Origin of the sequence: Planococcus sp. 1R117A, assembly GCF_051417975.1 — a bacterium.
GTDB lineage: Bacteria > Bacillota > Bacilli > Bacillales_A > Planococcaceae > Planococcus > Planococcus shenhongbingii.
Window position 1 is genome coordinate 215,064 of sequence record NZ_JBPRLO010000004.1, and the last position, 20,250, is coordinate 235,313.

Consider the following 20,250-nt stretch of genomic DNA (forward strand, 5'->3'; position numbering starts at 1 on the left):
TCACGTGTAAAATTTGATATGTTAGGTTATAATATTGAAATATTCTCACTATTCTTTTTTATCATATAAGGAGGCAGGCGGAATGTCAAAAAAAGAAAAGAATTTTTCCAGACGCGACTTTTTAAAGACCTCAGGAATAGCTGCCGGAGCACTAGTGGGCGGTGGTATAATCGGGGGTCTAATCGCTTCCAATACAGGGACCGAAAATGCTTCACCTGGTACATCGCCGGCGACTGGCGGGGAAGCAGGTGCGGCTGGTGGAGTCAGAGGGTTGATGTTTTTCAAGAATGATGCAGAATTCCAGATTTTGGCACAAGCTACAGAGCGGATTTTCCCGGAAGATGACTTAGGTCCCGGAGCTATAGGGCTAGGCGTCCCTTATTTCATCGACCAGCAATTAGCCGGGGCTTACGGTGAAAATTCAAAGGAATATATGCAAGCGCCTTTTTTTGAAGGGGAAAGCACGCAGGGGTATCAAAGCCGGTTAAGAAGGAATGAAATGTTCCGGCAAGGGCTTCAAGTCATGCAGCAGGAAGCCCAAAACCGTTTTAATGCGAACTTCGTTGATCTTGAAGGCGGGCAGATGGACGAAATTCTTACCGCTTTCCAAGAAGATGAAATCCAAATGAGAGGGGTATCTTCGCTGTTCTTTTTCCGTCTGTTGCGCATGGCGACATTGGAAGGCGCTTACGCAGATCCGATATATGGCGGCAATCAAAACATGGAAGGTTGGAGAATGAAAGGTTTCCCGGGTCACCAGGCATCTTATGTCAATCAGATTGATAGTGAAGAATTCCAGGAAATTGATCCGCAATCCCTTGGAATGAGTCACTAATACAAAGAGGGGGAGTCTTAATGGTTACAACTTTGGATAAAGTGGATGTAGTGACAGTAGGAGTGGGCTGGACCGGAGGCATCATTGCAGCAGAATGCGCTAAAGCAGGATTGAAGGTTGTCGGCATAGAGCGTGGCCGGGAACGGAGCACCGCAGATTTTTCAATCGTCCATGACGAATTTCGCTATGCTGTACGCTACGAATTGATGCAGGATTTATCTAAGGAAACTGTAACGTTCCGCAACAACCGGCAGCAGCGTGCTTTGCCCATGCGTCAAATGGGCTCTTTTTTGCTGGGAGAGGGTCTGGGTGGATCCGGTACGCACTGGAACGGACAAAACTGGAGGTTTTTGCCGTATGATTTTGAAATTAAAACTTTGACTGACCAAAAATATGGTGCCAACAAGCTTGCTCCTGAGTATACCATTCAGGATTGGGGAATTACTTATGATGAACTGGAGCCTTATTTTGACCGTTTCGAAAAAACGGCCGGAATCTCTGGTGAATCTATAAACCCATTCTGGGGACAGCGTTCCGCGGAGTATCCCACACCACCAATGAAGAAGACGCCGATTTTGCAAAAATTCGAGACAGCAAGCAAAAAACTGGGCTATACGCCATTTATGATTCCTTCCGCCAATTTATCAGAAGCCTATGAAAATCCCGATGGCGCCAAAATCAATGCCTGCCAATACTGCGGCTTTTGTGAGCGTTTCGGCTGTGAATACGGTGCCAAAAGTTCTCCTGAAATCACAGTCGTCCCTACGGCATTGAATACTGGGAATTTTGACATTAAATTCAATGCCAATGTAGTGGAAATCATGAAGCAAGGAGACAAAGTCACTGGTGTGCGTTATTTTGATACGGTCACTTTTGAGGAATTTATCCAGCCAACGGAAGTGGTTGTACTGACAAGTTATGTAATGAACAATGCTAAATTGCTGATGGTATCTAAAATTGGCGAACAATATGACCCGGCAACCGGAAGAGGAACACTTGGGCGGAATTATGCTTATCAAATTTTGCCAGGAGCGTCCGGTTTCTTTGAAGAAAAAATGAATGTCTTTATGGGAGCTGGCGCTCTTGGAATGACGGTAGACGATTTTAACGGTGATAATTTTGATCATGCAGATTTGGATTTTATCCACGGGGCCAGTCTTTCCATTACGCAAACAGGGAACCGGCCGATTCTGACAAACCCGATCCCGCCTGACACACCGTCCTGGGGAGCAGAATTTAAAAAAGCATCGATTGAAAATTACCCAAGAACGCTTAGTGTCGGAGGACAGGGAGCTTCTATGCCGCATAAGGAAAACTTTATGTCTTTGGATGGAACGTATAAGGATGTTTACGGTGTTCCACTGCTGCAGCTTACGTATAATTTTACTGATCAAGATAAGGCTTTGCATGCTCATCTTGTGGAAAAAGCTGCTGGCATCATGCAGGAAATGGGAGCCAAAACGGTGGTTGGCGGCAGTCCGATTTCCGATTATGATATTGTCCCTTATCAAACTACACACAATACTGGCGGAACAGTTATGGGATCAGATCCAGCCAATAGTGTGGTAAATAATTTCTTGCAGCACTGGGACGCTGAAAATCTTTTTGTAGTTGGCGCGGGGAACTTTGCCCATAACGGCGGTTACAACCCGACCGGAACAGTAGGGGCACTTGCCTATCGTTGTGCAGAAGGTGTGATCAATTACAGTAAAAATGGCGGAGCGCTCGTATAACAAAGGAGGAGAAAGTTTATGGGAGGTTTAGCATCAATTGGCGTACCTGGATTAATCATTATTTTAGTCATCGTACTTATTTTATTCGGCCCGAAAAAGCTGCCGGAAATTGGCGGAGCAGTCGGAAAAACATTCTCGGAATTCAAACGGTCCACAAAAGGGCTAATGGATGATGACGAAGACGAAACGGTTGAAAAGCAAGAGAAAAAATCCGAAAAATTATGAAGGTGGTTAAATGGATCCGTATGGAGAACGCAAACTAATTAGCCCGCTCAGCAAGAAAGCAGCTCTTCCGGAAGAAAGTGCTGAAAAAATTTTAGAAGAGCCGCCGGTCAAACCGGAGCCGCCTAAAATAGAACAACCGGAAGAACAGGCAGAAAGTTTGGTGGATCATTTAGGTGAATTGAGAAAGCAGTTGATAAAGAGCATTTTTGTTTTTTTATTCTTCTTGCTGTTGGTTTTTTCGACCTTGAATTTTTGGTTCCCTTATATCGTAAAAGGCCATGATTTAGTAATACTTGGACCGCTGGAAGTAATTAAGTTTTACACATCAATCTCAGTTACACTGGCGCTTGGTCTTTCTTTGCCTTTTCTCTGTTATTTTTTATGGCAATTCGTTAAGCCTGGTTTGCTGGAAACGGAAGAACGGTTTGTTGGCTTGTATTCGCCGGCTATGCTGATCTTGTTTCTTCTTGGCATATCGTTTGGCTACTTTATTGTCAATCCTTTGAGTTTCCAGTTTCTGATTGGGCTGGGGGAAGCGAATTTCGCGGTCATGATTTCAGCGAGTGAATATATTCATTTTCTGATTATGACCACTATACCGCTGGGGCTTCTTTTTGAAATGCCGATTGTTGCTTTATTCTTGTCCTCAATCGGATTGCTGACGTCTGAATCGATGAAAAACGTCCGGAAATGGTCGTACTTAGTGATTGCGATTGTATCGGCTTTAATTACTCCGCCAGATTTTATCAGCCAATTAATTGTGCTGATTCCAATGGCTGTTCTTTACGAAGTAAGCATTTATATTGTGAGAAGAATAGAAGTGAAGAAAGCCAATGTTGAATCTTCTGCAATGTGAAATGATGAAAAGGAAAAGCTGCATTTCGGTGCAGTTTTTTTATATTTTAATTTATAAGAAAATTCCGATATTAAATGGCATTCCTTTTAAAACTTCTATACACTAAAGGGGTAAGGAAGTATAAGTATAGGTAAAAATCCCATAGAAGCAGAATCGGGAAACCAAGAGGAGGAGGAGCGGCATGACGATCAATGTAGAAGAAATTGAAGATCTGAAGACTGTAGATGTTTCGAAATTAGTAGAAGAAAGTGAAGCGGAAGGTTACCGCTTTCTCAAACGGCTGGTTAGCCAATACGAAGATGGCACTAATACATTCAATCAGGCTGGAGAAGTATTGTACGGCGTATGGGATCAGCATAGCCATTTAATAGCCATCGGCGGTTTAAACCGGGACCCGTATTCGAATAAAGAAGGAGTCGGCAGGCTGCGCCGCTTTTACATTTCACCCAACTCCCGAAGACAGGGAATTGGCACGTTGCTCCTGAAAGAAATCATCAATCACGGGCGCAACCATTTCAAAGAAATTGTGGTGCGGACAGATTCAGCCGCTGCAGATGCTTTCTATAGAGCCAATGGTTTTTCAGCCGATCTTGGACTTCCGGAAGCAACCCATGGATTAACACTGGACAACGGAGTAAAAGAATCGGCACGGTAAAGAGAAACTTCAATCAGTGGGCGTTCTTCCCGCTGATTGTTAGTTGAACCAATCGGACTTTTACGGCCAGTAGACTTCCCGCTTGAAGAAGCGGGAGTCGTACTGACCGTTAAAGCGGGGTAAAGAAAACTAAGCTTTCAAGGCTGTCGAGAAACTCTCGGCAGCCTTTTCATTGCGTTCCGTGGGGGGCGCTTTTCGCAATTATTTGAAGAAACATCCCATAGAAGCCCAAAGATATGGTACCTTAAAAAAGAAATTGCCTGAAGCAGATCCTTGAGAGGTTGAGGGATATATTATAGAAAGAAAACAACAAATAGCAGCTGAAATTGAAAAGCTGGCGATGGAGGAATTACAAATGGAAATGTCGGAATGGAAAGGTGCAGCGGGAGTTTGCATCAATGAAAAAAATGAAGTGTTGCTGGTGCTGCAAGGTCCTCCAGGAGAAGAGAAGAAATGGACAGTTCCGGCAGGCGGCATCGAACAAGGCGAAAGTCTGCGTGAATGCATTGAGCGGGAATTTTATGAAGAAACAGGTCTTACAGTGAAAGTTACCGATGAATTGAAAGTTAGAAGTGGAGAGTACGAAAACGCCGCTGTGTCTTTTAATGTCCATTATTTCAAAGTGGAAGTTACAGGCGGAGAAATCACGCTTCAAGAAGGCGATGAATGGATTTCGGATGTGGCATGGAAATCGTTAGGAGAGCTTGCCAAGTTGGACATGGCGTATCCGGACGATGCAAAATTGATAGAATCGCTGATTCAACACTGATAAAAGCATATATCATAAAGAAAAAGGGTATTATATGAATAAGATTTTATTTAGGAGGGATTCGATGAGAAAAGATCGGGAAGGTCACGAAGGTGAAGAGCTGATTCCGGAAGTCGAGCCGCGCCGCGATATGCCAGACACTAAAGAAATAGATCCAATGCCAGACAGAGAACTAGAGTATGAAGAAAATTCGAATGAAAAGTATAGAGATAATCCACCGCATGAAAAATGAGGCAAGCCGCTTGCGGCTTGCTTTTTACATAAGTGTTTATCATTGCTTAGCTACAAGGGGGAATACTCATGCCGCAGTATTTATTTGAAAACGCGATATGGCAAGAAGAAGGAGATATTGAAGATAAAGATTTCCTAAAATTTTTGCCGAACAATAAAAAAATGCATTCTTGGATTAAAGATTCACGCGACATAACCGTTAACATTTTGCATACAGAGACGTCAGAAAGCGGAAATGAAGCAATCTGGGGATCTCTTATTTATCGCCAAAACCCAAAAAAGAAAGATGACTTGGAGGTATTTCATTTTTATTTATCGAAAGATATTCTGGTGACAAATGAATTGGATTTTGAGACAGATGAGGATTTGGATAAAGATTCTGTCCTTAGGCAAATGAAAGAAACAGAATCTACAACTGAGTTAATGATGATTTTGCTGGGAGATATGATCAGTTCAATTCTCCATAAAATTGATGTGTTCGAAGAACAGCTTCGCAACTTGTTATGGGAAATAAGAGAAAGAAATGATAAAAAAACCTTAGACAAAATTGAGGTTGTACGCCATGAAATTCTTTTATGGCAAAACTTAGTGATGGGATTTTTAGAAATAAGGATGGCTATTTTTGAAACGTTCGGCAAAGATGTAGAAAAAGAGAAAGAATACATACGGACCTCAGCGCGCATTGACCGCTGCATTATGTTGATTAGGTCGTATAAAGACGAAATCAATAATATGGTGGATATGGAGAATGTGGTGGCTAATTACCGCGGAAACGAAATAATGAAGACATTAACTGTTCTAACGACGCTTTTCACTCCAGTGATGGCATTTGGTGCACTATGGGGAATGAATTTTGAGAAAATGCCAGAATTGAGCTGGACCTATGGTTATTTAGGCTCGTTGATTGTGATTGTCGCTTCAACGGTTTTTCTCTATTTTTATTTGAAAAACAGAGGATGGACAGGAGATATATTAAAAACCGCTTTAAGCAAAAGTTCCAAATTGAAAAAACAGTGAAAGCGAATGGATGTCCTGTTTGAAGAACCAAGAGTCCTAATTACCATAAAAGCAAAACAAAGGAGCCAACCCATATTCAGTGGGGCGGCTCCTTTGTTTGCCAATAAACTGAATAGCTAATGGAGTATAGCTTGACGCTGCTTTCATCTTTTTAATAACGGAATTTATCTTTTTCAAGTTCCTCCAGCAAATCGGAATAGCGCTGAAGGTCTTGATCTCCATGTCTTTCAATATAGGAGGCTATAAGTTCTTTCAGTTCTTTCCGATGGCGTTCAACGGCGACGAGTTTCTCTTTTAGCGTTTGGCGTCTCCACAGCTCAAGTTCTTTCACATCATCCATTTTCTCGAACATATCAATTTCAGCAAGCAGTACAAGCGCAGAGTTTTTCTTTTCATCGTACTTTTTCAGCGCTTTTTCAATCTTTTTAGTCTCATTATCAAAAGCCATTTTTGAGTACATTGACAAGGTACCCACCCGCCCTTCATAGAAACTTCTTATTAAGTATTCTTTTCCCTAATTAACTGAAATATAAGCTTTTGTGTATTCTTTCTTTATTATAAATGAGAATTTTCTGATTTTCAATTGACGTTTTATGAGGATTCAACTAAGATGAAAGAAATGATGAAGGAGGTGGGTAAGATGAATCAAACTGGTAAGCGCATGACTGAATGTCAGGAATATCTTTACATTCTTCATGGCGTTACTTTCACAAAAAACATGCACGGGATAAGTCTGTCCTTTTTTAGACAATTGCATGAAGTGAAAAACCAGTGAGAGACATCTGCCTGCAAACGGATTTTATCAAAGGCATGCGTCTGCGCATGCCTTTTTTGCATTGTATGTGTCTCTTCAATCGAAAGGAAGAGAACAATGATCATCAGCCAATTCCAACACATTATGTGCCATTTTGCGAATCAGAAATTATTTAATCATATTAAAGGGGAAATTGCCGAAGGTCAGCGGATTGGACTTGTCGGCAGAAACGGCGAAGGAAAGACGACGCTGCTGAATGTCTTGGCTGGAAAACTGCATCCGACAGAAGGCGCAGTTACCTGGAAAAAAGGCTGCGCAATCGGGCTTTTGCAGCAGTCTCCGAATGAAAACGGAGAACAAACGGTCCAACAATTGCTGAGGAATGTGTTTTCAGAGTTGCTTGCCGTACAACTTCAGCTTGAGAAGATGGAAAAACAAATGGGCATGGCGGCTCCGGAAGAAATGGAATGGATCTTGCGGCGTTATGGTGCCATGCAGGATGATTTTATTCAGCGGGGCGGTTACGAAATTGAAGTCCGAATCGATCAGATTCTTAATGGCTTGAAAATCAAATCATTAAAAGAAGAACAATGGGGACATCTGAGCGGCGGCGAACGGACAAAAGTAGGTTTGGCCAAATTGCTTTTACAGGAACCGGAGTTACTGCTGCTGGATGAGCCCACAAACCATTTAGACTTAGAGGCGATTGAATGGCTCGGTTCTTTTATTAGTCATTATAAAGGCACCATTGTGCTGGTTTCACATGACCGCTACTTCCTAGATGAAACAGTCACTCAAATTTGGGAGTTGGACCAAGGAGATTTGATTCAATATAAAGGAAATTATTCAGCATATGTAAAAGAGCGCGAAGCCCGTCTGTTGATTGAATTCCAGCAATACCAAGACCAGCAAAAGAGAATTCGGAAAATGAAAGAAACAATCAAGCGCTTGAAAGAATGGGCAAATCGGGCGAATCCGCCGAATGCCGGAATGCACCGCCAAGCAAAAAGCATAGAAAAAGCGTTAGCTCGTATTGAGTTGCTCGATCGTCCTGTCCTGTCCAGAAAACAGATGGCTCTCGATTTTCAGATGGCAGACCGGAGCGGTAAAGATGTGGTCCGGATGGAAGGTATCTGGAAAGGCTTTGGAGAACGGATATTATTCCACGAACTAAACCTGCATGTCCGGTTCGGGGAGCGGGTAGCGATTGTCGGCTCCAATGGCACGGGAAAGACAACGCTTTTGAACATGATATTGGACACAGAAAAGCCGGATGCCGGGGACATCATTCTTGGTAACAGTTTATCCATCGGCTATTTATCTCAGCATACATTGGAAATGGATAATAACCGAAGCGTGTTGGAAGAGTTTCGGGATGTTGTGCCGGTGTCAGAATACGATGCCCGCCCTATATTGGCGCAGTTCTTGTTTTTTGGCAATATGGTGTTCCAGCCTGTGCGCCAGCTAAGCGGAGGAGAACGCATGCGGCTCCGGCTTGCTCAATTGATGCACATGAACCATAATCTATTGATTTTAGACGAACCGACAAACCATCTGGATTTGGAAGCGAAAGAAGTGATGGAAGAAGCACTGTCCAATTTTCCCGGAACAATCATCTCGGTTTCCCACGACCGCTATTTCCTGGATAAGCTGTTTCCTGTAACTTATTGGCTTTATAATCAGTCAATTGAACGTTTTGATGGGAATTACTCTTTTGCGAAAGAAAAAAAGCAGCCCGTCAGCACGGGATAAAGAGAAACTACAATCTAATCGGACTTTTACGGACAGTGGATCTTCCGCTTGAAAAAGCGGAAGTCATACTGGCCGTTAAAGCGGGATAAAAAGTATTTTCATATATTCAGACAGAAAGCTTAAAGTTGCAAGGGAAGGGGTATAATTAAAGATCAATGACTTACTAATAAGGTGGAAGCTAATGGCTGCTATAGGAACAATACCGGATAATATATCCATGCTGAATGCTTTAGATCATATTGGCGAAACGATATTAATCGCGGACAACACTTATACAATAAGATGGATGAATTCAGAAGCATGCAGATTGCTGACAGACATTGCCCCGTTGTACGGCATAAAAGATTGCAAAGAATTCCTCGGGATGAATATGGATGCTTTTCATGCTTATCCGGCACGTCAAAGAGATATGATGAGCAACTTGACAGAAACGCACCGGGCGCGGATTAATATACGCAATGAATTTGTCACTGACATTGTGATTACACCGATTAAAGATAATGGTGAAATGATTTCCGGATATATCGTCATGTTAATGGATGTTACCACGCAAGCGGAAGAGCAGAAGCGCAGTGAGAAGCTGATTAAAGAATTGTCTATTCCAATACTTCACATTTGGGAAAAAACCATCGCATTGCCGCTAATCGGGGAATTTGATAGGTACCGATCTGACGAGTTGATAGCTGTTGTATTAATGGAATGCGCTGACAAAAATATAGAGCATGTGCTGGTTGATTTAAGCGGCATTACGGAATTTGAAACACAGATCCGTTATCAAATTCAAATGATGACAGACAGCCTGAAACTGATAGGGACAAATTGCATTTTAGTAGGAATCAGCCCGAAATTGGCGATGTCTATTGTATCGCTTGAAAGCACTACCCGTACATTCAGTTCGGCCTATGCAGGGCTGAAACACATCATCGAACTGCAAAAACAGAATGAAAACGAAAAGCGGAAACGTGTATCCAGCTCAGATAGGCTTTAAACCAAAATAAAACAGCTTATCCAAAAGAGGATAAGCTGTTTTATTTTATTTCTGATGTTTCGACCGGTTCGACCCAAGTTTGTGACCAGTTTTGGATTTCATCCATTACAGGTTTTAAAGAAAATCCCTTTTCGGTCAACTCATATTCAATACGGACTGGAGTTTCAGGATAAACGGTACGAGTGACAAGTCCTTGAGCTTCTAGATTCTTTAATCTTTCCGACAAGAGACGGCCACTAATACCGATCACTTCAGTCAAATGGCTAAAACGCTGAGGTCCGGATAACAGCTGATAAATGATCAAACCGGTCCATCGTTGGCTTAGAAGCGAAATTGCACTTTCGAATCGGGGACAAATGACGGTGGTATCCATTCACATCACTCCTTTTTTATATAATAGCACAAATAGCTTGTAGAATAAAAGAATAAGGTTACTTGACATATTTAACTTCTTTTAATATAATTAGTTACATAAAGTAACCAATGAAATGGGGATATTAATAATGAACTTTCACGAGAAACCGGTAACGTATGTTGGAGAAGTAGGATTAAAAGTATTAAATTTAAAGGAAATGACTAATTTTTATAAAGATATAATAGGGCTTGAAGTAATAGATGAAGCAGAAAACACAGCAGTTTTAGGAGCGGGTGGAAAAGCGTTATTAAAACTTGAAGCAATTGAAGGGTTAATTCCAAAAAGAGGCCGTTATGCTGGACTTTATCATTTAGCGATTTTACTGCCCAACCGGAAAGAATTGGCGAAATCGCTGATTCACCTTCATAACCAGGGAATTCGTCTTGGATCTTCCGATCATTTGGTCAGTGAAGCATTGTACTTGAGTGATCCGGAAGGCAACGGCATTGAAATATACCGGGACCGGGAACCTGAGGAATGGAATTGGAACGGCGGTCAAGTGGATATGGCGGTTGACCCAATTGATGCAGAAGGTCTTTTGCAGACAGCACAGGAAGCGGGAGAAGCTTGGCAGGGAATGCCTGCAGGCACTGTTATGGGACATATCCATCTTCATGTTTCGAACTTGCAGGAAGCTCAAAAATTCTATGTGGATGGTCTCGGGTTTGAAATCGTTACATCAATGGGCGGACAGGCACTGTTTATCGCGGATCAGAAATACCACCACCATATTGGCTTGAATATCTGGAACGGCGTCGGCATACCAGCGCTTCCGGAAAAAGAAGCTGGCCTGCATTACTATACATTGGTTCTCGAAAATGAAGAAAAACGCAGCCACTTAGCTAAGCATCTTCAAACAATGGGAGTAGAAATTATTGAACATGCAGATTACCTCGAAACAAAAGATCCATCCGGAAACTTGATCCGTTTGATGGTCTAATAAAAAAGCCGACTCTATCAATCAGAGTCGGCTTTTTTTGTTGGCGGAAAAGGTTTTTCGCAACTCTCATCGAAATTGCGATAGGGGTTTTCATTTTTTGCTGTCGCTGTATTAACAGGGCTAGCTGTTGTGTTAAAAACTTCTGTTTCTTCTGTAGAGTGATTTTGCCGTGTTTCCATATATGCATACATTCTTTCCTGGCTTTTCAACTCTTCGAGTGGATTGCCGGAATAAGATAAAAGGATTAATCCAAATGCGCCGACGATTAAAGTGATGCCCAAAAGTGAAAGGAATCCCTTCATGATAAATCCCGCCTTTTTATATTTGCTCTATTTGCTTATGATTTAGAACGAATCTGAAAACAGAAAGTTCCCTCTTGCTGAAGATGCCTGTTATAGCGATACTAGAAGGAAGAAAAGTATTTGTAGAATGGATCAAAAAAGGAGGAATGAGAATGATTGCATTGGAGACGGAAATTTGCCAGCTCTTTGGCATCCAACATCCGATTATTCAAGCGGGTATGGCTGGCGGCCCAACTACTGTGGAATTGGTAACAGCTGTAAGTGAAGCGGGCGGCCTTGGCACAGTAGGAGCGGCTTATATGGCACCGGATGCGCTGAAAAAAGCGATTGCTGATATCAAGGCGAAAACGCTAAAGCCTTTTGCGGTGAATATTTTTGCTTCAAATGAAAAAGACGATTTTAGCCGATTGGAAGAAGTGCAAAAAGCATTAAGTCCTTTCCGTTCCGAATTGAAAATTGAAGAAGTTTCATCATCTTATTCCTCTCCTGACTGGAGCAAAGAGCAGTTTCGTATTTGTATCGAAGAAGGAGTGCCAATCATCAGCACAGCTTTTGGCTGTTTGTCTCCTGATCAAATGAAAATAGCCAAAGAACGGGGAATAAAAGTGATCACAATGGTCACTACAGTAAAAGAAGCGCTTCAGGCCGAGCAAGCAGGCGCTGATGCGGTTGTTGCACAGGGAAGTGAAGCGGGAGGGCATCGCAGTACATTCTCAATGGACCAGCATCCTTATGGAGCATTGATTGGAACGATGTCATTGGTCCCTCAAGTCGTAGATGCTGTCCGGATTCCTGTAATTGCGGCAGGAGGGATTACAGACGGGCGGGGACTCATTTCTTCACTTGTCTTAGGAGCGCAGGCGGTCCAAGTCGGAACCCGCTTTTTAAGTTCTAAAGAGTCGGGCGCGCATCGGGTCTACAAGCAAGCAATTTTGGACAGCGATGAGGAAAGTACAGTGATCACCAAAAGTTTTTCAGGAAGACCGGCCCGTGGAATTAAAAATCGCTTTATCGAAGATTTCGAAAAGACAAAGATTGATCCGTTGCCGTTCCCTTCCCAAAATACCATTACTAAAGATATTCGTGCTGCTGCCGCTCGAAACAATGACCCGGAATTTATGTCGTTATGGGCAGGCCAGTCAACCCGTTCGTTGACAGAAGAGCAAAGCGCAGCGGAAATAATAGAATCCATCATCGGGCAGGCCCGGCAAATTCTCCGCTAATGGTTCATTTCTAAATATCCTTAGTGTCTGTTTTAATCCGATTTCTCCCAGAGGAAATCGGATTTTTATTGTTCAGAACCAATATGCAGAATAGGTGGATGCCTATGGTTGCCATGAAATGAAACTTTTAAGTTGAAGGTCCGTATACTTACTATAAGAAAAATAGCCGGAAGTTAAAGGGGAATTCATTATGGGAAGTATATTATTGTTTGCAGCTGCAGTATCGCTCGTGGCTGCTTTTATTATTGTGCCTCTGACAGGAATAGGCGGTGGGAAAAAAGGAAATGACAAACCTGTCCGATCATTTATCGTGCCGGGAATCATTTTTGTTTTCATCATTGGAACGCTAATTGTGGCCGGTTATTATTATTTTGCAAATCTCGATAGAAATGTAATGTCATTGTGGCCGGTATTATTAATCACTTCAGCTATTGGTGCGTTGCTTTCACGCGGCAGCGAGCAAAAAGTGAAATCATTATTGTTTGTAGGGGCAGTGGCTTTCGCAGGTTATATATTGACCGCCCCTTTGTTTAATGCTTCTGAAAAATACGAAGCAGTGGCGATGGATGAGCAAGTGGAAATTGAGGCGTTCGATGAAATGCAGACGCCTGCCAGTGTGCCACCAAAATTTGCACGCAACAAAATGAAAAAAGCATTCGGGCAAGTGCCGGATACGAGTTATTATGAACTTGGGAGCTTGCAAGTGCAAAAGGTTGAAGGAGAATATGTCTATATCGCACCTGTGGAATTTTCAGGGTTTTTCAAATGGTGGAACGGAGATTCGACTCCAGGCTATTTCACAATGAGTGCAACCGATGCATCAGCAAATCCTAAATTTGTTAAGGCGGAAATGATTTATACGCCATCTTCTTATTTTAATAAAAACATCGAGCGCCATATGCGCCTGGAAAAACCTGAGGCGATTTTTTATGGGGATTCACAGCTGGAGATTGATGACAGCGGAAAGCCGTTTTATATCCGTTCCTATGGTGAATTCATCTCTGCCCGAAACGGTTTTGCTGTAAAAGGAATAATGGCCGTAGACCCGGCTACAGGCCAAACGGAAAGTTATCCGCTTGAAGAAGTTCCAGCGTTTATCGACGGGGCAGTTTCACCGGAATCAGTCAGCCTGGAAAACAATTATTACGGAAACTATGTCCATGGCTTTTGGAACAGCAAATTCGGCAAAAAAGATGTGAAACTGCCATCAAACGAAGGGACAGAAGCAAATGTCAGCCCAATCTTTGATGCGGAAGGCGACATGTACTACTTCACCGATTTTACCAGTCCGAAGGAAGGCGTCGATTCGATGCTTGGGTATTCATTGACCAATGCCCGCACAGGGGATTCCACTTACTTTACAGGGTATATGGAAGATTCCTATATGGATTCACAAGGAAATCTGCAGATTATTGAAAAGCAATTTATCGAAAAAGAGTGGGCAGGCGAGATGCCGGTGCTATACAATTTCTACGGGGAAGCAAGTTGGCTGACACCGGTTCTTGACTCGAACGGCTTTTTGCAGAATTACTTTATTGTTTCTGCCGCCAATCCAGAAATCTCCGTTTTTGCTGCTACTCCAAATGAAGCATTGCAATTGTACAAAACTGCGCTTCAAAGAGGCGGCAGCACCGTCGATGGCAGTTCCGACGCTGAAGAAGCAACGGCATCAGGCGCCGTCGAGCGAGTGTTTAAAGAAAAAGCTGGAGACTTTACGGTTGTATCATTTTTATTGGAAGATGGAACGAACTTTATTGTTTCTTCCGAGAATTTTCCATTAGCCATTTACTTAAAAGAAGCGGATCAAGTGCAAGTGACGTATTTAAAAACAGCGGACTTGTTCTTGCCGGTAAAAGAAATGACGATTGAAGGACTGGAATGAAAAACAGGAAAATCCTTTCGCTTATCGAGCAGAAGGATTTTTTCTTTTAATAGAGAAACTTAATACTTTATAGAACTTGTTTTTAAGATTAAACTGTAGGGAAGAGGTGAGGCACGTGCGAAAAATATTTTGGATTATTATATTGCTTGTGCTTGTATATTTCGCACGGCCGCTTTGGGAAGATAAAGCAAGTGAATATGTGGATTTGAGCTTTTTGGATGCAGTTGACCAGAAGATCGATCAAGTCGCAAATGGTCCCACAGTGACTGATGCGTTAGATCAGGCCAAACAGTTTACTGTTCAAGTGGGCGGCCAATTGCAGTCTTTTGTCAGTAAAAGTTCTGCGGAAATGCCTGCTGTTGTAGAAAAACCGGAACTGGCTCAAACGGAATCGCTATTCGCTGTCCACAATGTGACACTTGGAATGACCAAAGAAGAAGCGCAAGCGAAAGTCGGTTTGCCTCTCCGTTTGATGGAGAATGAATATGGCTTTGATTGGCATAGCTATCATCAAAACTATCAAAATTATGTGTTGCTGTCATATGATCAAAAAGGGAAAGTCAACGGCATGTTTACCAATCAGGACCTTATATCGTCTACAAAAGATATTACTATGCAATCTAATAAAACTCAGGTTCGTTCAGCACTTGGCGTTCCTTTGAAAAGCCTTCAAAAAGGGAATGTCCAGTACATATTGGATACCCGGGAAGAATATGACGTTTTCAAAATCGACTCTATTTATGTGACTGTATTTTACGATATCCATGAAGAAGATACGGTTACGGCTATTCAAGTGATTGACGGAGAAATGGAAGAGCAGCGGCCGAAGATTTATGCAGAACCAAGCAAAGAGCTGAAAGAAGGGTTTGAATTTTTGTTGTTCGAGTTGACCAATTCAGCACGGATTCAAAGAGAACTGCCGTTATTGAAGTGGGATGAAGCCACTCGGACGACGGCCCGCAAACATAGCGATGATATGGCGAAGAACCGATACTTCAGCCATACAAACCAGGCAGGGAAATCACCGTTTGACCGCATGAGCGACGACGGCATTACATTCTTTGTAGCCGGTGAAAACTTGGCTTATGGGCAGTACAGCAGTATTTTCGCTCATGAAGGATTGATGAATTCGATGGGACACCGTAAAAATATTGTCAAACCGGACTTTGGTTATTTAGGAGTTGGGGCAGCCTTTAATTCTGATCATCAGCCATATTTCACAGCTAACTTTTTTAATAGATAACACAAAGGCATCCGTAAAATTCTTATGGATGTTTTTTCATTTGTTAGAGTATCCGGTATAGCGGGATAAAAAGTTTGGGCTTGCTAATAAATAAAGTGTCGCATATTCATGGTAAACTGGGTATACAGAAAAAAGAAAGGAAGTGAGCTGTGTGACAAACAAGCTTTGGTTTCAAGCGGGTGTAGGCATTATATTGGCTTTAGTCATTATTCGTTTATTTATAGAAGTCCAGGCCATCTTTGACCCGTTCTTCATTATTGCGCAAACGATATTTGTGCCTTTGCTGCTCGGAGGGGTTCTTTTTTACCTCAGCCGGCCGCTGCTGCATATTTTAGAAAAGCGCAAATTTCCAAGATGGGCAGGGGTCCTGACAATTCTGCTGCTGATTGTCCTTGTGTTTTACTTGCTTTATGCCATGATTGGCCCTATGGTAACAAAACAGGTCAATGCACTCGTCGAAAATGCACCGGCAATTATCCAAGACGTAGAAGATTACACTCAATACCTATTCGATCAGCGTAATCGTTTGCCTTCAGCGATTGAAGAACAGATCAATAGCATGTCCGGAAGCATAGGGGATTGGGCCAGCAATATCGGAGGATGGATTCTTTCATTCCTGGCAAGCTTTATTTCAGGTGTAGTTACGCTTGTGCTTGTGCCGTTCTTCTTGATTTACCTTCTTTTAGACCATCAGAAGTTCGCACCATTTGTTGCCGGCTTCTTTAAAGGAGAGCGAAAAACGTGGATTCGGAAGACGTTAAGTGACGTCGACCATACGCTGAAGTCCTACATTCAAGGGCAGTTATTCGTCAGCTTTTTAGTCGGCATCATGCTGCTGATCGGGTATCTGATTATCGGACTGGAATATGCATTACTGCTTTCAATCATTGGAATGGCGACCAATGTGATTCCGTTCCTCGGTCCGTATATCGCGGTAATTCCGGCCATTATCATTGCGCTCGTACAAGATCCGATTATGGCGGTTTACGTGGGAATCATTATGCTTGTTGCCCAGCAGATTGAAAGCAATCTCATTACGCCAAACGTTATGGGGAACGCGCTTGACGTACATCCGTTGACCGTCATCACCTTGATCTTAGCCGCTGGGAATATAGCCGGTTTATGGGGGATTATCCTCGCTATCCCTGTCTATGCGGTCATCAAGACGATTGCCAAAAACGTCTATGCACGCCGTGAAGAAATACGCGATACCGCAACAAAAGAAGTATAGTGCTGTACACCTTGCAATTAATTTTGCAGGGTGTTTTTTCGTAAATAAATATTGCTTGACGATTAATAGTATACCCCCTAAACTAATTATTATTAGTTGAGGGGGTATACTATTTTGGATATTCGAATAAAAGAAGCGGTCGAACTCTTTCAAGAAGTGATGTTCTACGGAACAGAACGCGTCATCAAATCCATCGATGATCCGCTATGGAAAGAGTTTTCGCCGGAACAGATTCAGATGCTGAAACTCGTCAGCAAAGAAAAGCGCATCACTTCCAGCAGGCTAGCCGCGTTGCAGGCAGTACATAAAAGTGCAATTTCCAGCCGCATCAAAAAATTGCTGCAAAAAGATGTTATCCGCTTTGTTCAGACGGAACAGCAGGACCGACGCGAAAAATTGGTTGAACTGACGGATCGTGGAAAAGAAGTCCTGGTGCAGTCGGATAAAGTATTAACGGATTACATCGAAAATTTATTGGCCCAGCACGTAAACGATGAGGAAATCGATCAGTTCTTGACGATTTTCCGTAAGTTGAAAGACATTATTAAAGCGGATGGAGTGTCATAAATGAAAACTGTCTTAAAACTGAAATGGCCGATTACGATTGGCGTGCTGGTCCTAACAGTTGCCTTATTCCTGCTGGCGCCAAATTTAACGGAGCAAGCAGAGCAAGCGGGTTCGTTCCAGCTTTCACAAGAAGCTTCGTCCCAAAAGGCAGCAACGATTTTAGCAAATGCGGATGCTGCAGAACAAACGATTTCTTTAGTCATCCCCCTCAAAAGTGAATTGGAAGGAACGATGCGGGAAACACTGACAGAAATGGCTTCCGAAATTGAAGCGCTTGGAGAACCGGTAACGAGCGTTTTGAATCCGGTAGAAAGTGCAGAGCTTGAAAAACAATTAGTTTCAGAAGATCAGAAAACGGTTTTGATGCCAGTTACAGTTGATGGCACCGATGAAGAAGTGAATGCTGTAGCGGCAGACATCCGCGAATCGATTATCCCGGGCGACTTGACGGCTTATGTAACCGGAGAAGCAATCGTCAATAATGACGTCAATATCAGCGCTCAAGAAGGCTTGAAACGAACAGAAATCATTACGGTCGTTTTGATTTTTGGTTTGCTGCTTGCGGTGTTCCGTTCAATCGTCACACCGTTCATCCCGCTTGTCGCTGTTGGGATTTCGTACTTATTGAGCCAGTCCATTGTTGCTTATTTGATTGACTGGTTTGGCTTCCCGGTATCGAACTATACCCAGATTTTTTTAGTGGCGATTCTTTTCGGGATCGGAACAGACTACTGCATCCTGTTGCTGAGCCGCTATAAAGAGGAATTATCAGCGGGACATGGAGTGGAGGAAGCGATCGTTAATACGTACAAAACTGCTGGACGCACGCTTCTAATCAGTGGAATCGCTGTATTTATCGGATTTTTTGCAATCGGTTTTGCGGAATTTCCAATCTTTAAGTCTGCAGTTGCCGTAGCAGTAGGGATTTTTGTGTTGCTGCTTGTGTTGTATACTGTTGTGCCATTCTTTATGGCATTGCTGAAAGAAAAATTGTTCTGGCCGGCAAAAAAATCAGCTAGCCACAAAGACAGTAAGTTATGGATTGCGATGAGCAAACTATCAATCAACCGTCCACTTTTGTCGATGCTGGTTGTTGCGGTTATTACGGTACCTTTATTGTTTACCTACAATAATTCACTGTCATTCAATACCGTTGATGAAATTGGCTCGGAATTTGAGTCGGTAAAAGGCTTGCGTGCAATTGAAGATGGTTTTGGCAAAGGAGATTCACTGCCCGTAGAAGTCATCGTTAAGTCAGATGAAACTTTAACTGCAGAATCTGTTGTGCCTTATTTTGAAGAAATTAGCCAAGAAATCGAGAAAATTGATGGAGTAGAAGGAGTTCGGTCTATTACCCGCCCTACTGGTGATGTAATTGAAGACCTTTATGCAGACAGACAATTGGGTCTGTTGTCAGATGGATTGACTGAAGCAGGTGCCGGCCTGGGCGAAGTGCAGGCGGGACTGAATGACATCCAGACCAATCTGACGGGGATCAGTGAACAAACCAGTGGTGCAAACGGCATTGGTGAAGCTGCTGCGGGACTTGAGCAATTAAATGGCCAGTTGGGCCTTGTGACGCAAGGGCTGCAGCAAACGGGAAATGTGCAGCAGACGGTAGGCGCTTTGCCGCAAATCAGCGGTGGACTGACTGAAATTCAGCAAGGATTGGCTGGAGCAGCGGGACAAAGCGGGGAACTGGGTGCAGGGTTAATGCAGCTGTCTGATGGCGTTGGCGCTTCAAACGCAGGACTTGTGGAAATCCAGAACGGCCTAGCCGAAGCAGCAGGCATGATGCAGAAAATGAGCGACAGCAAAACCGTTCGCGATACCGGACTGTTTATTCCGGAAGGCACGCTTGCAAGTGAAGAATTTGCGCAAGTAATGGACCGCTATGCTTTTGCGGAAGGCACCGGCATGAAAATGGAAATCATCTTGTCGGACGACCCTTATTCTCCAAACGCAATTGTTACAACTGCAAAAATCAAAGCAGCAGTCGAACGCACAATAGCAGATACACCGCTTGAAGAAACGGAAATCGCATTCGGTGGCATTGCAAGCATCAACAGCGATTTACAGGAAGTTTCTTCAAGTGATTTCACGAAAACTGTTACCATTATGCTGATCAGTTTGTTCGTGATTCTATCAATACTTTTCCGCTCATTGATCATGCCGCTATATATGATCGGATCTTTGCTGTTAACTTATTACACATCGATTTCGATTGCGGAATTGATTTTCGTCAATGGCCTTGGCTATGACGGCATCAGCTGGGCTGTGCCATTCTTCGGCTTTGTCATGCTGGTAGCGCTCGGCGTCGATTACTCGATTTTCCTTCTCGACCGATTCCGCGAAGAATCGGCAAATGGCGGCACTGTCCGCGATGCGATGAGAACGTCCATGGCGAAAATGGGTACGGTCATCATTACGGCAGCCATTATCCTGGCAGGTACATTTGGTGCAATGATGCCCTCTGGCGTCCTCAGCTTGGTGCAGATTGCGACGATTGTTATTACTGGCCTCTTGCTTTATGGCTTGATCGTCTTGCCTCTATTGATTCCGGCCATCTCAGTTTCATTTGACCGCGGAGTCTGGTGGCCATTCGGCAATAAAAAACATTCATAAGTGACGG

20 protein-coding genes are annotated in these 20,250 nt (G+C 43.1%); 17 read left to right on the forward strand and 3 right to left on the reverse strand.

Annotated elements, in window-relative coordinates:
• Positions 1-82 precede the first annotated feature (82 nt).
• The 8 genes from ACSFXN_RS13855 (at position 83) to ACSFXN_RS13890 (ending at position 6,321) form a co-directional block, all read left to right on the forward strand.
• Positions 83-835 (forward strand): gluconate 2-dehydrogenase subunit 3 family protein, encoded by a 753-nt coding sequence (locus tag ACSFXN_RS13855; protein ID WP_437150687.1) that lies wholly within the window; start codon positions 83-85, stop codon positions 833-835.
• Between the two features lie 20 nt (positions 836-855).
• The gene (locus tag ACSFXN_RS13860) at positions 856-2,568 is read left to right on the forward strand and encodes a GMC family oxidoreductase (RefSeq protein WP_437150688.1); all 1,713 of its coding nucleotides are present in this window, start codon (positions 856-858) and stop codon (positions 2,566-2,568) included.
• A gap of 18 nt (positions 2,569-2,586) precedes the next feature.
• Positions 2,587-2,793, forward strand: coding sequence for a twin-arginine translocase TatA/TatE family subunit (tatA, locus tag ACSFXN_RS13865; RefSeq protein WP_300991193.1), 207 nt, complete (start codon positions 2,587-2,589; stop codon positions 2,791-2,793).
• A gap of 10 nt (positions 2,794-2,803) precedes the next feature.
• Entirely contained in the window at positions 2,804-3,649 is an 846-nt protein-coding gene (gene tatC, locus ACSFXN_RS13870; RefSeq protein ID WP_437150689.1) for a twin-arginine translocase subunit TatC, read from the forward strand.
• 181 nt (positions 3,650-3,830) lie between these two features.
• Positions 3,831-4,304 carry a GNAT family N-acetyltransferase gene (locus ACSFXN_RS13875; RefSeq protein WP_437150690.1) on the forward strand — a complete coding sequence of 158 codons (474 nt, stop codon included), beginning with the start codon at positions 3,831-3,833 and terminating at the stop codon, positions 4,302-4,304.
• Positions 4,305-4,659: 355 nt separating this feature from the next.
• Positions 4,660-5,073, forward strand: a complete 414-nt coding sequence (locus tag ACSFXN_RS13880) for an NUDIX hydrolase (RefSeq protein ID WP_437150691.1) — start codon at positions 4,660-4,662, stop codon at positions 5,071-5,073.
• A gap of 64 nt (positions 5,074-5,137) precedes the next feature.
• Entirely contained in the window at positions 5,138-5,305 is a 168-nt protein-coding gene (locus tag ACSFXN_RS13885; RefSeq protein WP_437150692.1) for a hypothetical protein, read from the forward strand.
• Positions 5,306-5,373: 68 nt separating this feature from the next.
• The gene (locus tag ACSFXN_RS13890) at positions 5,374-6,321 is read left to right on the forward strand and encodes a magnesium transporter CorA family protein (RefSeq protein WP_300991198.1); all 948 of its coding nucleotides are present in this window, start codon (positions 5,374-5,376) and stop codon (positions 6,319-6,321) included.
• A 151-nt stretch (positions 6,322-6,472) separates the two neighbouring features.
• On the opposite strand, the gene ACSFXN_RS13895 is transcribed toward ACSFXN_RS13890, so the two are convergent.
• On the reverse strand, positions 6,473-6,781 hold the full coding sequence (locus tag ACSFXN_RS13895) for a hypothetical protein (RefSeq protein WP_437150693.1): 309 nt from the start codon (positions 6,779-6,781) through the stop codon (positions 6,473-6,475).
• Between the two features lie 411 nt (positions 6,782-7,192).
• Between ACSFXN_RS13895 and abc-f the strand changes: the two genes are divergently transcribed.
• Both abc-f and ACSFXN_RS13905 read left to right on the forward strand, forming a co-directional pair.
• The gene (gene abc-f / locus ACSFXN_RS13900; protein WP_437150694.1) at positions 7,193-8,827 is read left to right on the forward strand and encodes a ribosomal protection-like ABC-F family protein; all 1,635 of its coding nucleotides are present in this window, start codon (positions 7,193-7,195) and stop codon (positions 8,825-8,827) included.
• A gap of 181 nt (positions 8,828-9,008) precedes the next feature.
• A complete protein-coding gene (locus ACSFXN_RS13905) occupies positions 9,009-9,815 on the forward strand; it encodes an STAS domain-containing protein (protein ID WP_437150695.1) in 807 nt (268 codons plus the stop codon).
• 40 nt (positions 9,816-9,855) lie between these two features.
• Here the strand turns inward: ACSFXN_RS13905 and ACSFXN_RS13910 are convergent, their stop codons facing one another.
• Positions 9,856-10,188 (reverse strand): winged helix-turn-helix transcriptional regulator, encoded by a 333-nt coding sequence (locus tag ACSFXN_RS13910; RefSeq protein ID WP_437150696.1) that lies wholly within the window; start codon positions 10,186-10,188, stop codon positions 9,856-9,858.
• Between the two features lie 130 nt (positions 10,189-10,318).
• Between ACSFXN_RS13910 and ACSFXN_RS13915 the strand changes: the two genes are divergently transcribed.
• Positions 10,319-11,170: a VOC family protein gene (locus ACSFXN_RS13915; protein WP_437150697.1), complete on the forward strand. Its 852-nt coding sequence runs from the start codon at positions 10,319-10,321 to the stop codon at positions 11,168-11,170.
• Positions 11,171-11,187: 17 nt separating this feature from the next.
• On the opposite strand, the gene ACSFXN_RS13920 is transcribed toward ACSFXN_RS13915, so the two are convergent.
• On the reverse strand, positions 11,188-11,472 hold the full coding sequence (locus tag ACSFXN_RS13920) for a hypothetical protein (RefSeq protein ID WP_437150698.1): 285 nt from the start codon (positions 11,470-11,472) through the stop codon (positions 11,188-11,190).
• Between the two features lie 152 nt (positions 11,473-11,624).
• Between ACSFXN_RS13920 and ACSFXN_RS13925 the strand changes: the two genes are divergently transcribed.
• The 6 genes from ACSFXN_RS13925 (at position 11,625) to ACSFXN_RS13950 (ending at position 20,243) form a co-directional block, all read left to right on the forward strand.
• Positions 11,625-12,695: an NAD(P)H-dependent flavin oxidoreductase gene (locus ACSFXN_RS13925; protein ID WP_437150699.1), complete on the forward strand. Its 1,071-nt coding sequence runs from the start codon at positions 11,625-11,627 to the stop codon at positions 12,693-12,695.
• Between the two features lie 190 nt (positions 12,696-12,885).
• Positions 12,886-14,577 (forward strand): sulfite exporter TauE/SafE family protein, encoded by a 1,692-nt coding sequence (locus ACSFXN_RS13930; protein ID WP_437150700.1) that lies wholly within the window; start codon positions 12,886-12,888, stop codon positions 14,575-14,577.
• A gap of 115 nt (positions 14,578-14,692) precedes the next feature.
• Entirely contained in the window at positions 14,693-15,820 is a 1,128-nt protein-coding gene (locus tag ACSFXN_RS13935; protein WP_437150701.1) for a CAP domain-containing protein, read from the forward strand.
• 151 nt (positions 15,821-15,971) lie between these two features.
• Positions 15,972-17,051, forward strand: a complete 1,080-nt coding sequence (locus ACSFXN_RS13940; RefSeq protein ID WP_437150702.1) for an AI-2E family transporter — start codon at positions 15,972-15,974, stop codon at positions 17,049-17,051.
• 114 nt (positions 17,052-17,165) lie between these two features.
• A complete protein-coding gene (locus ACSFXN_RS13945) occupies positions 17,166-17,618 on the forward strand; it encodes a MarR family winged helix-turn-helix transcriptional regulator (protein WP_437150703.1) in 453 nt (150 codons plus the stop codon).
• On the forward strand, positions 17,619-20,243 hold the full coding sequence (locus tag ACSFXN_RS13950) for an MMPL family transporter (RefSeq protein WP_437150704.1): 2,625 nt from the start codon (positions 17,619-17,621) through the stop codon (positions 20,241-20,243).
• Positions 20,244-20,250: the final 7 nt, after the last annotated feature.